The sequence below is a fragment of the Gordonia polyisoprenivorans genome, assembly GCF_017654315.1.
GTDB classification, from domain to species: Bacteria; Actinomycetota; Actinomycetes; order Mycobacteriales; family Mycobacteriaceae; genus Gordonia; species Gordonia polyisoprenivorans_A.
In genome coordinates, this window is the sequence record NZ_CP072203.1 from 2,121,064 (window position 1) to 2,133,961 (window position 12,898).

Annotated in this window: 11 protein-coding genes; 7 read left to right on the forward strand and 4 right to left on the reverse strand. The window is 66.7% G+C overall.

Annotation, left to right across the window (positions count from 1 at the left end):
- Together J6U32_RS09470 and J6U32_RS09475 are read left to right on the forward strand one after the other, a co-directional pair.
- Complete coding sequence (locus J6U32_RS09470; protein WP_208794979.1) at positions 1 to 396, forward strand: GntR family transcriptional regulator; 396 nt, start codon at positions 1 to 3, stop codon at positions 394 to 396.
- Between the two features lie 73 nt (positions 397 to 469).
- The gene (locus tag J6U32_RS09475; protein ID WP_208796035.1) at positions 470 to 2,164 is read left to right on the forward strand and encodes a BCCT family transporter; all 1,695 of its coding nucleotides are present in this window, start codon (positions 470 to 472) and stop codon (positions 2,162 to 2,164) included.
- 24 nt (positions 2,165 to 2,188) lie between these two features.
- On the opposite strand, the gene J6U32_RS09480 is transcribed toward J6U32_RS09475, so the two are convergent.
- On the reverse strand, positions 2,189 to 2,812 hold the full coding sequence (locus J6U32_RS09480) for a TetR/AcrR family transcriptional regulator (protein ID WP_208794981.1): 624 nt from the start codon (positions 2,810 to 2,812) through the stop codon (positions 2,189 to 2,191).
- 173 nt (positions 2,813 to 2,985) lie between these two features.
- On the opposite strand from J6U32_RS09480, the gene J6U32_RS09485 reads away from it, so the two are divergent.
- Positions 2,986 to 4,047: a GlxA family transcriptional regulator gene (locus J6U32_RS09485; RefSeq protein WP_208794983.1), complete on the forward strand. Its 1,062-nt coding sequence runs from the start codon at positions 2,986 to 2,988 to the stop codon at positions 4,045 to 4,047.
- A gap of 114 nt (positions 4,048 to 4,161) precedes the next feature.
- Positions 4,162 to 4,986, forward strand: coding sequence for an alpha/beta fold hydrolase (locus J6U32_RS09490; RefSeq protein WP_208794985.1), 825 nt, complete (start codon positions 4,162 to 4,164; stop codon positions 4,984 to 4,986).
- A gap of 21 nt (positions 4,987 to 5,007) precedes the next feature.
- Here the strand turns inward: J6U32_RS09490 and J6U32_RS09495 are convergent, their stop codons facing one another.
- Positions 5,008 to 6,552 (reverse strand): dolichyl-phosphate-mannose--protein mannosyltransferase, encoded by a 1,545-nt coding sequence (locus J6U32_RS09495; RefSeq protein ID WP_244332909.1) that lies wholly within the window; start codon positions 6,550 to 6,552, stop codon positions 5,008 to 5,010.
- 109 nt (positions 6,553 to 6,661) lie between these two features.
- Here J6U32_RS09495 and rsmI point away from each other — a divergent pair, with 109 nt between their 5' ends.
- Entirely contained in the window at positions 6,662 to 7,513 is an 852-nt protein-coding gene (gene rsmI, locus J6U32_RS09500) for a 16S rRNA (cytidine(1402)-2'-O)-methyltransferase (RefSeq protein ID WP_208794989.1), read from the forward strand.
- A gap of 15 nt (positions 7,514 to 7,528) precedes the next feature.
- Here rsmI and J6U32_RS09505 read toward each other — a convergent pair whose 3' ends face one another.
- Together J6U32_RS09505 and metG are read right to left on the reverse strand one after the other, a co-directional pair.
- Positions 7,529 to 8,746, reverse strand: coding sequence for an aminodeoxychorismate synthase component I (locus tag J6U32_RS09505; RefSeq protein ID WP_208794991.1), 1,218 nt, complete (start codon positions 8,744 to 8,746; stop codon positions 7,529 to 7,531).
- 10 nt (positions 8,747 to 8,756) lie between these two features.
- The gene (gene metG, locus J6U32_RS09510; protein ID WP_208794993.1) at positions 8,757 to 10,343 is read right to left on the reverse strand and encodes a methionine--tRNA ligase; all 1,587 of its coding nucleotides are present in this window, start codon (positions 10,341 to 10,343) and stop codon (positions 8,757 to 8,759) included.
- A gap of 252 nt (positions 10,344 to 10,595) precedes the next feature.
- On the opposite strand from metG, the gene J6U32_RS09515 reads away from it, so the two are divergent.
- Both J6U32_RS09515 and J6U32_RS09520 read left to right on the forward strand, forming a co-directional pair.
- On the forward strand, positions 10,596 to 11,711 hold the full coding sequence (locus J6U32_RS09515) for an alpha/beta hydrolase (protein ID WP_208794995.1): 1,116 nt from the start codon (positions 10,596 to 10,598) through the stop codon (positions 11,709 to 11,711).
- Positions 11,712 to 11,780: 69 nt separating this feature from the next.
- Entirely contained in the window at positions 11,781 to 12,896 is a 1,116-nt protein-coding gene (locus J6U32_RS09520) for an alpha/beta hydrolase (RefSeq protein WP_208794997.1), read from the forward strand.
- Positions 12,897 to 12,898: the final 2 nt, after the last annotated feature.

Here is a 12,898-nt window from a genome sequence, read left to right on the forward strand (position 1 = left end):
GTGACCACCGACCCCAACGTCCCCATCCACCTCGCCGGGCTCCTGCGCATCGATCCCGCGGCCGCCCGCCCTCCGTACGAGCAGATCCGGCAGGGCGTGATCGAGCTGATCGGGTCGGGGAAGATCTTGGTGGGGGCGCGGATTCCGACGGTGCGGGCCCTGGCGTCGGATCTGCACCTCGCGCCCAACACGGTTGCCCGCAGCTACCGCGAACTCGAGGCGGGCGGCGTCATCGAGACCCGCGGACGTCTCGGATCGTTCATCAAGGCCGGGCCCGACGCCCGGCTCGCGGCCGCCCAGAACACCACCGTCGAGCATGTGAAAAGCCTGCGTGAGCTGGGATTCGACGACGCGGCGATCCTCGACATGCTGCGGCGAGCGCTCGGTTGGAGTTGAAGTTCGCCAAGATTGTTGCTTGTGTGAATTGGTGCAAAAAGCCCAAAAAACCGCAACCGGAGCGCGAGTGGCGCTGGATCCGACGGTGTTCGGGGTCACTGCCGCGATCGTCATCGGGTTCGTCGCCTGGGGACTGATCGATCCCGACAGCCTCAACACGGTCAGTGACACCGTCCTCGGATGGATCACCACCAACCTCGGCTGGCTGTTCGTGTTGGCGGCCACCGGATTCGTGATCTTCGCGGTGTATCTCGCGGTCAGCAAGTACGGACGTATCCCGCTCGGCGCCGACGACGAGAAGCCCGAATACCGCACGGTCAGCTGGATCGCGATGATGTTCAGTGCCGGAATGGGAATCGGCCTGATGTTCTTCGGTTCCTACGAGCCGCTGTTCCACTTCGTCGACGCGCCACCGGAGATGACCGCCGCCGACGTACGTACCGCCATGGCAACGACGATGTTCCACTGGGGTTTTCACCCGTGGGCGATGTACGCGGTGGTCGGTCTGGCCATCGCTTACGGCACCTACCGGTGTGGGCGTACCCAGTTGATCAGCTCGGTGTTCGCGCCGCTGCTGGGTTCGCGGACCAACGGTCCGATCGGCAAGATCATCGACATCCTCGCGATCTTCGCGACCCTGTTCGGGACCGTTGCCTCGCTGGGACTCGGTGCGCTGCAGATCGGTTCGGGTATCAGCAAGGTCGGGTGGCTCGACAATCCGGGCACCATGCTGTTGGTGGCGATCGTCGCGATCCTCACCGCGTGCTTCGTGGCGTCGGCGGTGTCGGGGATCGCCAAGGGCATCCAGTGGCTGTCCAACATCAACATGGTGTTGGCGCTGATCCTCGCGGTCTTCGTCTTCGTGGTCGGCCCCACCGTGTTCATCCTCGATCTGCTGCCGACCACTCTCGGTGCCTATCTCAACGATCTGCCGTTCTTCTCGGCGCGCTCGGGAGCCACCGTCGACGCTGACGGTCAGCGGTGGCTGGCCGACTGGACGATCTTCTACTGGGCGTGGTGGGTGTCGTGGACCCCGTTCGTCGGGATGTTCCTGGCCAAGATCTCCAAGGGCCGGACGATCCGCGAATTCGTCATCGGCGTCATGGTGGTGCCGGTGGTGGTATCGCTGCTGTGGTTCTGCATCTTCGGTGGCACCGCGATCCGGGAGAACATGGACGGCGTGCTGCCGTTCGACCCGGCCACCGCCGCCAGCGAGGACACCCTGTTCGACGTGCTGGCCAACCTGCCGTGGACGGGTATCGCCTCGGCGCTGGTGATGATCCTCGTCGCGATCTTCTTCGTTTCCGGCGCCGACTCGGCGTCACTGGTGATGGGCACGCTCTCCGAGCGCGGCACGCACGAGCCGCGGCGGGTGACGACCGTGTTCTGGGGTGTGCTGACCGGTGCCGTCGCCGCGTTGCTGCTCGCGATGGGCGGCGACGACCCCGACCACGAAGCCCTCAACGGCATCAAACAGATGGCGATCATCGCCGCGCTGCCGTTCGTCCTGGTGATGATCGGCATGTGCGTCTCGCTGTACATGGATCTGCGGCGTGACCCGCTGATCGTTTCGCGTCAGATCCTCGCCGGACAGGTCGACGACCACATCCGCAAACAGGCCGAGGTGATCAGCACCGGCGAGATGCCGGTAGCCGGTACCACCCCGATCGTGGCGAGCCCGGACGGGCAGGTTCCGGACGGGCGGGTTTCGGCCGGTGACGGCGCCGGACCCGACGGCGCGAACCGGAGGCCCGGGAACGACGGGTAAGGAAGACCTCGCCCGCTTTCCGACCTACGCAGGGCAGTCCGAGCCCCGGGCCGACTCCTGGGTTGCCACATCGAGGCGTGCGACGGCTGTGTCGGCGATCCGACGCAGTGTTGCGGCGTCCTCGCCGAGGCGGCTGCGTTGGATCAATCCCTGTGACAGCGTCACGAATTCCGCAGCGAGGTCGGCGATCCAGGGGACCGGTGTGGTGGTGTCGCCGAGGAGATCTCGGTGGAGTCGGCGGGCGATGTGTGTTTCGAGCTGCCGGGTCGTGGTGGCGATCGGGCCGGCAACCTCGGGCACCTGATCGATGAGGCCGATGCTGTTGAGCATGAGGCAGCCTCGCCGCCCGGGCTGGTCGACACAATCGCAGATGATCATCTCCAGGTACGTGCGCAAGCTTGTCCGAGGATCGCCCGTCCGTCCGTCCATGGCCCGTCCGACCGACGATTGCAGATCCTGGCAGTACCGGTTCAGTACCGCCAGGTAGAGGCCCTTCTTGGAGCCGTATGCGGCATAGATGCTGCCGTTGCCCACCCCGCAGTCACGCGACACATCCTCGATGGACGTCGAGTTGTATCCGCGACTCCAGAATCGCTCGCGTGCTGCATCGAGCAGAGCGGTCTCGTCGAAGCTGCGTGGCCGTGCCATGGACCGAGTCTATGACCTCGGCGCACCAGCTTCGCCTGGTGGAGTTGCGATCGTGTTCTGCCACCACGATCTTCGGCCGACCTGTCCAGGAGTCCGGCGTTTTCATTGCCCGTCGATCGGCCGTCACCCACCGAGGGGTGGCCTGGAAACCGTTATGGATCTACTATTCCAGAATGAGTGGAGACGTGAGGCTTCCGGGGGACACGCGCACGGTGGTGCTCGTGGGCTTCGATGGTGTGCTGCTGCTGGATCTGAGCGGCCCCGCAGAGGTCTTCGTAGCTGCAAATCGGCAGGTGCCGGGAGCGTATGCCCTGGAGATCGTGTCGGCGGGCCGCGCGGTGACCACGTCGATCGGAGCGTCGCTGGCGACGGCCACTATTATGGAATCACAGTTTCTCGACACTCTGGTGGTTCCTGGTAGCGCGATCTCGCCCGACCGCTTCGTCGTGCCGGAGCTCATCGACACCGTCAGCGAACTCGCCTCGCGTGCCCGTCGGGTCGCGTCGGTGTGCACCGGCGCATTCGTCCTCGCGGCCGCGGGACTCCTCGACGGCCGTCGGGCCACCACCCATTGGAAGTACACCGCGGACCTCGCACGACGATATCCGGCGATCTCGGTTGCGCAGGACGCGATTTTCGTCCGCGACGGCAGCACCTACAGCTCTGCCGGCGCAACCGCCGGTATCGATCTGGCCCTGTCGTTCGTGGCCGATGATCTCGGGAGCGAGATTGCCGATCGGATTGCTCGCGACCTCCTGGTGTACACACAGCGGCGGGGACATCAGTCGCAGATCTCTCCGGTGTACGCCGGGCCGGTCAGCGCGCTCGACCTCGTTCGGCAGGTGATCGATCAGGTACGGGCCGACCCCGCGTCGCCGCACACCGTCCGAACCATGGCTGCCGCAGCCAATCTCAGTGAGCGCCAGCTGACCAGACTCTTCCGACAGGAGCTGCAGACGACTCCCGCGAGCTATGTGGCCGACCTTCGTTTCGAGATCGCCTGTGATCGGCTCCGCGGCGGATACGACGTCGCCGCGGCCGCGCATGGCGCCGGATACTCGAGCGCGGAGATCATGCGGCGAGCGTTCATCGCGCGAATCGGCATCTCGCCCAGTGCCTTCGCGCGACAGGTCGAGAGCCGGTCGCGCACTGCGCAGGGCGTACCGGTCCGCCATGTCGCAAACCGAGGGATTTCGGTCCCGTCTGGTGTGGGTGGGAGAGGCTCGCAGGGGTGAATACTGTTGGCAGTGACGCGATCCGGGAACCGCCGTCGTGTCGCGTGGCGTCATCCCGGGTGGATACCGGGGCAATGCGCAAGTGCATCGATCACCATCTCTGAAGGAGAAATCATGCCCACCATCACCACGAAGGACGACGTCGAGATCTTCTACAAGGATTGGGGCAGTGGGCAACCCATTGTCTTCAGTCATGGGTGGCCACTGTCGTCCGACGACTGGGACGCGCAGATGATGTTCTTCGTTCGCCGGGGATTTCGGGTCGTCGCTCATGATCGACGAGGACACGGCCGATCGCAGCAAGTCGCCGACGGTCACGACATGCATCACTACGCCGACGACCTCGCGGCGGTCGTCGAGCACCTCGATCTCACCGATGCGGTGCACGTGGGTCATTCCACAGGCGGTGGCGAGGTGGTCCACTACTTGGCGCGGCACGGGCAGGACCGAGCCGACAAGGCGGTGTTGATCAGTGCGGTACCACCGATCATGGTCAAGACCGAGAACAACCCGGGCGGACTGCCCAAGGAGTTCTTCGACGATGTACAGGAGCAGGTGGCGACTCGTCGCGCGGACTTCTTCCGTGAATTCGCGGAGGGTCCCTTCTATGGGTACAACCGCCCGGGCGCAGAACCCAAAGAAGGCGTCATCGCCAACTGGTGGCGGCAGGGCATGGCCGGCGGTGCCAAGGCCCACTTCGACGGGGTGGTGGCGTTCTCCCAGACCGACTTCACCGCCGATCTGCGGGCCGTCACCGTGCCCACCTTGGTGATGCACGGTGAAGACGATCAAGTTGTGCCGTATGCCGATTCGGGACCGTTGTCGGCGGAACTGCTACCGAACGGGACACTCAAGAGCTACCCGGGGTACCCCCACGGCATGCCGACCACGCACGCCGAGGTGATCAATACCGACCTCCTGAAGTTCATCACGTCGTGAGTGCGCCGGAGATCTGGTGGCTCAGCCCCAGCTGGGCAACCAGATCTCCTGCCGCCACATCGTCGGCGAGATGGGGGAGGCGGTCAGGATCGGCCACAGCCAGACGAAGTTGGCGACGACGAGTCCCACATAGAGGGCGACTACGATGACCGCGAGCGCCTGTCTCTCCGGTCTCGTGCCCGGCACGGCGCGTCGCGATCCGCGCAGGATGTCGCCGCATGCCAGGGCCAATCCCATCACCAGGAACGGCGCGAGCACCGTCGCGTAGAAGAAGTACATCTGGCGGTCGAGTTCGATGAACCACGGCAGGTAGCCGGCGGCGTAGGCGGTGACGACCGCGGCGTAGCGCCAGTCGCGTCGCACGAACCACGACCACATGCCCCAGAGCAGCATCGGCACCGACAACCACCACATCGCCGGTGAGCCGATGAGCATCTGCGCGCGGACACATTCGCCGCCGCCGCATTGGTCGGGTCCGTTCTCCAGGGCATAGAGCATGGGCCGCAGGCTCATCGGCCACGTCCATGGTTTGGATTCCCACGGGTGGTGGTTGCCCGCCGAGTTGGTGAGATGCTCGTGGAAATTCAGGACACCGGCCTCGTAATACCAGAGTGAGCGCCACGCGCCCGGCACCCATGACCACGTGCCGCCGGTGCCGATGGTGTTGCCGACCTGATAGCGATACACCGACGTCTCGCTGGAGAACCACGGGATGAACGTGGCCAGGTAGATGGCGATGGGCATCACCGCAAGGCTCATGCCCGCCGGGACGACGTCGCGACGCAGCGTGCCCAGCCACGGGCGCTGCACGTGATAGGCCTTGCGGGCGGCGACGTCGAAGCCCACCGAGAGCAGCCCGAAGAAGATGATGTAGTAGATCCCCGACCACTTGGTACCGCAGGTCAGCCCGAGCATGACGCCCGCGGTGAAGCGATACCAGCGAAAACCCAGGCGCGGCCCGAACACCGAATCGTGGATGCGGCCTTCCAGATACACCTTGTGCATGCGGGCCCGCACCTGGTCGCGGTCGGCGATCAGCGCGGCGAAGGTCGCCACGACGAACAGTGCCTGGAAGATGTCGAGCATGCCCAGCCGTGACTGGACGACGAGCACGCCGTCGCAGATCGCGAAGATCCCGGCGATCGCGCCGATCAGGGTGGACCGCGTCATGCGCCGCACCACGAGGTAGATCATCACCACGATCGCGATGCCCGACAGCGCCGAGATCACCCGCCACCCGAGGGGGGTGTAGCCGAACATGGCCTCGCCGGCGGCGAGCAGCCATTTGCCGACCGGCGGATGCACGACCAGCCCGTAGGCCGGGTTGTCCTCGATCCAATTGCCGCCGGTGAGCACCTGCCAGCCCTGCGGGACGTAGTGCTTCTCGTCGAAGATGGGGGTGCCGTCGTCGGTCGGCGTGTTCAGCGACCAGAAGCGTGTGATCGTCGCGAGCAACGTGATGACGAGGCCGACGATCAGTCCGCGAACGCGATCGGGAGCGCCGAACAGGGGCGTCGGGATCTCCGGACCGGGTCGTGGAGCGGTCGGGTGCGCCGACGCCGTGATCTCGGCGCTGAGGTGTCGGTCGCGCTGGGCGACGTCGCCGGCGGTGAGGGTCACTCGTCCGATCGTAATGGTCGCCGAACGGTGACCGGCCAAGCCGTAGGCTTGCGGGATGACTTCGCCGTCGCCGACGGGTGCCCTGGTGCTCGCGGCCACCCCGATGGGCCGATACGACGACGCGTCACCTCGCCTGGTCGAGGCCCTGCGCACCGCCGACATCGTCGCCGCCGAGGACACCCGTCGCGCCCGGGCCCTGGCCGCCGGGCTGGAGGTGACCATCGCCGGTGAACTCATCAGCTACTACGACCAGGTCGAGGCCGCCCGCACTCCGCGCCTCGTGGAGGCCATCGCCGGCGGCGCCACGGTGCTGCTGATCACCGACGCCGGCATGCCATCGGTCAGCGACCCCGGCTATCGCATCGTCGTGGCCTGCGCCGACGCCGGACTGCGGGTGACCGCACTGCCCGGGCCGTCGGCGGTCACCACCGCGCTGGCGGTGTCGGGGATGCCGTCGGAACGGTTCTGCTTCGAGGGGTTCGCGCCCCGCAAGTCCGGGGCCCGCCGCGACTGGCTGGGCGCGTTGCGCGACGAGTCACGCAGCGCCGTGTTCTTCGAATCGCCGCACCGACTCGCCGACTGTCTCGCCGACGCCGTGGAGGTTCTCGGCCCGGAGCGTCGGGCGGCGGTGTGTCGTGAGCTGACCAAGACTTACGAGGAGGTGCGGCGCGGAACGCTCGCCGAGCTGGCTGCGTGGGCCGCCGACGGGGTCAAAGGGGAGATCACCGTGGTGGTGGCCGGCGCCGTGGCAGGCGAACCCGACCTCGGACAACTCGTCGCCCGCGCAACAGCACTCACCGATGACGGAATGCGTTTGAAAGATGCGTGCGCGCAGGTCGTCAAGGGCACCAACGCCTCTCGACGCGACGTGTACGAGGCGGTGCTGGCGGCGCGGTCACCGGACTGACCGCGAGGCCGGACGTCAGGCCTGTGCGGAGATGATGCTGGCCGCCTTGTCGAGGCACTCCTGCCATTCACGTTCGGGGTCGGAGTCGATGGTGATGCCGCCGCCGACGCCGAGCCCGAGCCCGCCGTCGGGGGAGATCTCAACGGTGCGGATGGCCACGTTGAGATCCAGGAGCGAATCGGGTCCGGCGAGACCGACTGCGCCGCAATACACTCCACGCGCCGACGATTCCCATTCCGCGAGCAGCTCGCGCGCACGTAGTTTCGGGGTACCGGTGACCGAGGCCGGTGGCCAGGTGGCGTCGAGGAGTCGCGAGGTGCCGACCTCGTGTGCCACGATCGCCTCCACCCGTGACACCAGGTGCCACACACCGGGTGCCGGGACAACGGTGAGCAGGTCGGCGACCCGCACCGATCCGGTGACCGCGACGCGCCCGAGATCGTTGCGGACGAGGTCGACGATCATGATGTTCTCGGCGATGTCCTTCGTCGACGCCGACAACACGCTCGGGTCGGCGTCGGCGGCGATGGTGCCCTTGATCGGCGACGACGAGACGATGTGGCCGGTCCGGCGCAGGAACGTCTCCGGCGAGAAACTCGCGACCGCACCCCACTCACCTTGCAGGAAGGCCGATTTGGCCGGACGTGTCGCGCCGGTGAGGTCGAGATAGAACTCCAGTGCCGACCCGTCGAGGTGGCCGGTGAAGCGGGTGCACACGCACGCCTGGTAGATGTCGCCGGCGCGGATCGCCTCCAGACACTTCTCGATGGCCTCGACGTGGTGGGCGTGGTCCGGTGGCATCCACCGTGCCGACCACCGCGACCCCGAACGCAGCGACCCCGAACGCAGCGACCCCGACGGCAGCATGTTCCCGCGGACCCGACCCAGCGCGGCGTCGTCCATCGCCCGGGTTACCCAGTCGGGCTGCGGAGTACCGTCCACCGACACGTGCCGCCACTGCCCGTCGCGCAGCACCAGCAGGTGTTCGGTGAGTCCGCCGGCGCACGACGGCAGCGTGGCCGCAGGCGCGCGTGAACCGTCGAAACCGCAGTAGCCCAACCAGAATCGGTCGGTGCGGTCGGGTGGAGCCGACCCGGCGCGAATCTCGATCGACGGCGCGATCACCGCGTCGGCATCCCACCAGTCGCCGATGAGTGCCGCCGGCCCTGGCACACCCGCTTTCGTCGCGGCATGCTGCAACGACCGCAGGACGTCGAGCGCGGTGGCCGTCATGCCGGAACGATCACGCCTCGTAACGAGGGAAAACCGGTGCGGGCTTGGGCAGTTCGGTCCCCGGCACCAATCGCTGCGCGACGGCCGCGAAGTCGCGGTCGTCGCCGACGCGCAGCAGATCGAGCAGTGTGCCGCAGGCCGTCGGCATCACCGGCTGGGCCAACAGGGCCACCACACGCACGACCTCGGCGCACACATAGAGCACGGTGCCGGTACGCGCCAGGTCGGTCTTGGCCAGCTTCCACGGTTCCTGTGCCGAGATGTAGCGGTTGGTCTCGGCCAGCGTCGTCCACAGCGTCTCGAGACCGAGATGGATCGCCTGGGCGTCGAAGTGCTCACGCATCTTCGGCAGCAATTCGTCGGTGGCCGTGAGCAATCGCCGATCGTCCTCGGTGAACTCGGCCGGAGTCGGCACCGCACCGTCGAAGTACTTGCCGATCATCGACAGGGTGCGCTGGGCGAGGTTGCCGAACTCGTTGGACAGGTCGGCGTTGATTCGTGACACGATCGCCTCCGCCGAGTACGACCCGTCCTGCCCGTAGGACACCTCGCGCAGGAAGAAGTACCGCACCGGATCGAGACCGAACTCGTCGATGAGGTTGTCCGGGTCGACGACGTTGCCGACGGACTTGCTCATCTTCTCGCCGCGGTTGAACAAGAAGCCGTGGGCGAACACACGTTTGGGCAGCGGCAGGCCCGCGCTCATCAGGAATGCCGGCCAGTACACGCAGTGGAAGCGGATGATGTCCTTGCCGATGATGTGCAGATCGGCCGGCCAATACCGTTCGTAGGTGGCCTCGTCGTCGGGAAAACCCGCACCCGTCAGATAGTTGGTCAGCGCGTCGACCCACACGTACATGACGTGATCGGTATGCCCGGGCACCGGCACACCCCAGTCAAAAGTGGTGCGCGACACCGACAGATCGGTCAGTCCACCCTTGACGAAGCTCACCACCTCATTGCGCCGCACGTCGGGCCCGACGAACTCCGGATGGCTCTCGTAGAGATCGAGCAACTTGTCCTGATACGCCGACAGCCGGAAGAAGAAGCTCTGCTCCTCGGTCCAGGTCAGGACGTGACGGGTGTCGGTGGCCACGCGCTGCCCGGCGTCGTCGACCTCGGTGTCGCCCTCGGCGTAGAACATCTCGTCGCGCACGTCGTACCACCCGGAGTACGTGTCGAGGTAGATGTCGCCGGCGTCGACCATGCGCTGCCAGATCGCCGCCGAGGCCCGTTTGTGGTCCTCGTCGGAGGTCCGGATGAAGCGGTGATAACTCGAACCGAGACGGTCCTGCAGCTCCTGAAAACGGTCGGAGTTGCGGTTGGCGAGTTCGGCGGTCGGGATGCCCTCCTTCTCCGCGGTCTGCTGCATCTTCTGCCCGTGCACGTCGGTGCCGGTGAGGAAGCGCACGTCGAAGCCATCGAGCCGCTTGAACCGGGCCAACGCGTCGGCGGAGATGTACTCGTAGGCGTGCCCGATGTGCGGTGCGCCGTTGGGGTAGGCGATCGCGGTGGTGAGGTAGTACGGGCGGCCCGCTCCGTGCGAGGCGGTCGCGTCGGAGGTGGGGGCGTCGGTGCTGGTCAGGTCACTGGGCATAGTGATGACAGGATACGGGGTCGCTCCCGGCCGCAGCCCACCCCGTCACGCTCCGGTCAGCGCGAACGCCGGCGAATCCCGCGGGTCTCGGCCACCGGCGAGCGGTGTGTGAATACAGCTTCCACCGCAGCGGGGTACCGACCCCGATTTTCGGCTGTTTTCGCCCGATTCCGTGGAAGTTGTATTCGTACGGCCGGGCGCCCGGCCGCGGATGCGGGGGCCGATCCGGACATCACCCGATACCCTGGCCCCATGGTGATGGCTGATCGTCCCGGGGTCGCAACCGCATCGGCGCCGGTGACCGCGTTGACCATGGTCGGTCTGGCCGACAGCATGCTCAACGGCCTGGCCCGCGTGCCGTTCCGCCGGTTCTGGCAGGGGCCGGGCGGACTACTCGACAACGTAGGGCAGTCGGTCACGCGTCAGGCAGTGCGCTCGTTCATGGGCTACATCGTCGGCCTGCCCATCGAGGAGTTCCGGTCGATGGAGAAGGTGCTCGACGAACTGTGCCGGACGGTCATCCCACCGTTCATCCACCTCACCGACGACGTCGAGGTCACCGACGACGAGATCAACGGGGTACCCGGACTGTGGGTGCGGTCGCGGGCGAGTTCGGATGCCTTCGTCGACGACGACGAGCAGAAGAAGACCATCGACGGCACCATCCTCTACCTGCACGGCGGCGGCTACATCGGGACCACCCCGATGATGTACGCGGCCTTCGCCGCATCCCTGTGCAGCGGCACCGGCTGCGAGGTCTTCATCGCCGACTACCGGATGGCACCGGAGTTCCCGTTCCCCGCCGGCGTGCACGACGCCGCCGATGTCTATCGCGGACTGCTCGAGCGCGGCGTCGACGCCGAGCACCTCGTCATCGCCGGTGATTCGGGCGGCGGCGGGTTGGCGACCTCGCTGGTCACCTATCTGTCGGAGATCGGGTCGCCGCGCCCGGCGGCTCTGGCCCTGTTCTCCCCGGAGGTCGATCTCGATCTCGACCACCCGTCGATCACCGACAACGCCAAGACCGACATCCTGCCGTGGAATGTGCCGGTCACGCCGTATCTGCACGGCGTCTCACCCGATGACACGCGGGTGTCGATGACGAAAGCCGAACCGGACGCGCAATGGTTCCCGCCGACCTTCGTGACGTGGGGTGCCGACGAGATGTTCCGTGACCCCATCCGCGAGTTCGTGGAGACCCTGCGCGCCGCCGACATCGAGGTCATGTCGCTGGAGGAACGCGGCATGTTCCACGTCTTCCCGATCCTGATGCCGTGGGCGGAGAGCTCGCACGAGGTGTACCGCGAACTCGACGAGTTCGTCGACCGCCACGTCACCCCCGACCCGGCCGCCGCGCCCACGCACTGACGAGCGCTTCGCCGGAGGGGCGAACCCACCGAGAAGCGGTGTCGCGTGCGTGGCGCCTAGGCTGGCCGCATGGTGATGGCTGATCGTCCCGAGGTAGCGACCGCATCCGGACCCGTGAGCGCGCTGGCCGTGGTGGGTCTGGCCGAGAGCATGCTCAACGGACTCGCCCGGGTCCCGTTCCAGAAGCCGTGGAGCGGTCCCGGCGGCCTCCTGGACAACCTCGGACAGTCGGTGACCCGACAGACGATCCGCGCGTTCATGGGCTATTCGATGGGCCTGCCGATCGAGGAGTTCCGTTCGATGGAGAAATTCATCGACGACATCTGCAAGGTCGTGCTCCCGCCGGTCGTCGGCCTGGCCGGCAAGGTCGAGATCGTCGCCGACGAGATCGCCGGGATTCCGGGGATCTGGTGTCGCGCCAAGGATTCGACGGACTCCTACGTCGACGACGCCGAGCAGAAGAAGGCCATCGACGGCACCATGCTATATCTGCACGGCGGCGGCTACATCGGTACCTCACCGATGATGTACGCCGCCTTCGCCGCCGCCCTCGTCCGCATCACCGGGTTCGAGATCTTCATCGCCGACTACCGGATGGCGCCGGAATTCCCGTTCCCCGCGGGCGTGCACGATGCCGCCGACGTCTACCGCGGGCTGCTCGAGCGAGGGGTCGACCCCGCGCATCTGGTGGTCGCCGGGGACTCCGGCGGTGGCGGGCTCGCCACCTCGCTGGTGGCCTATCTCCGCGATCACGATCTCCCCAAACCGGCTGCGCTGGCCCTGTTCTCACCGGAGATCGACCTCGATCTCGACCACGATTCCATCGTCGAGAACGCGCCGTACGACATCCTGCCGTGGAGCATTCCGGTCGCGCCTTACCTGCGCGGGGTGCAGCCCAACGACGACCGGGTCTCGGCGGTCTACGGCCATCCCGACCCGGAGTGGTTCCCGCCGACGTTCGTCTGCTGGGGTGAGGTGGAGATGTTCCGTGACGGCATCCGGCAATTCGTCGAGAACCTGGAAGCCGCGGGGGTACCGGTGACCGGGAGGGAGGAGCGTGGCATGTTCCACGTCTTCCCGATCCTCATGCCGTGGGCGGAGTCGTCCAAGCGGGTGCTGCGTGAACTCGGCGAACTCGCCGACCGCTACGTCATCTCGGATCCGCAAGCGGCCCAGACGCACTGACG

Bases quoted from the DNA above. Each gene is read 5' to 3' on its own strand.
- rsmI (WP_208794989.1), top strand. From the start codon at position 6,662: ATGACTTCGCCGTCGCCGACGGGTGCCCTGGTGCTCGCGGCCACCCCG.
- J6U32_RS09505 (WP_208794991.1), bottom strand. From the start codon at position 8,746: ATGACGGCCACCGCGCTCGACGTCCTGCGGTCGTTGCAGCATGCCGCG.
- J6U32_RS09480 (WP_208794981.1), bottom strand. From the start codon at position 2,812: ATGGCACGGCCACGCAGCTTCGACGAGACCGCTCTGCTCGATGCAGCA.
- J6U32_RS09485 (WP_208794983.1), top strand. From the start codon at position 2,986: ATGAGTGGAGACGTGAGGCTTCCGGGGGACACGCGCACGGTGGTGCTC.
- J6U32_RS09490 (WP_208794985.1), top strand. From the start codon at position 4,162: ATGCCCACCATCACCACGAAGGACGACGTCGAGATCTTCTACAAGGAT.
- J6U32_RS09515 (WP_208794995.1), top strand. From the start codon at position 10,596: ATGGTGATGGCTGATCGTCCCGGGGTCGCAACCGCATCGGCGCCGGTG.
- metG (WP_208794993.1), bottom strand. From the start codon at position 10,343: ATGCCCAGTGACCTGACCAGCACCGACGCCCCCACCTCCGACGCGACC.
- J6U32_RS09520 (WP_208794997.1), top strand. From the start codon at position 11,781: ATGGTGATGGCTGATCGTCCCGAGGTAGCGACCGCATCCGGACCCGTG.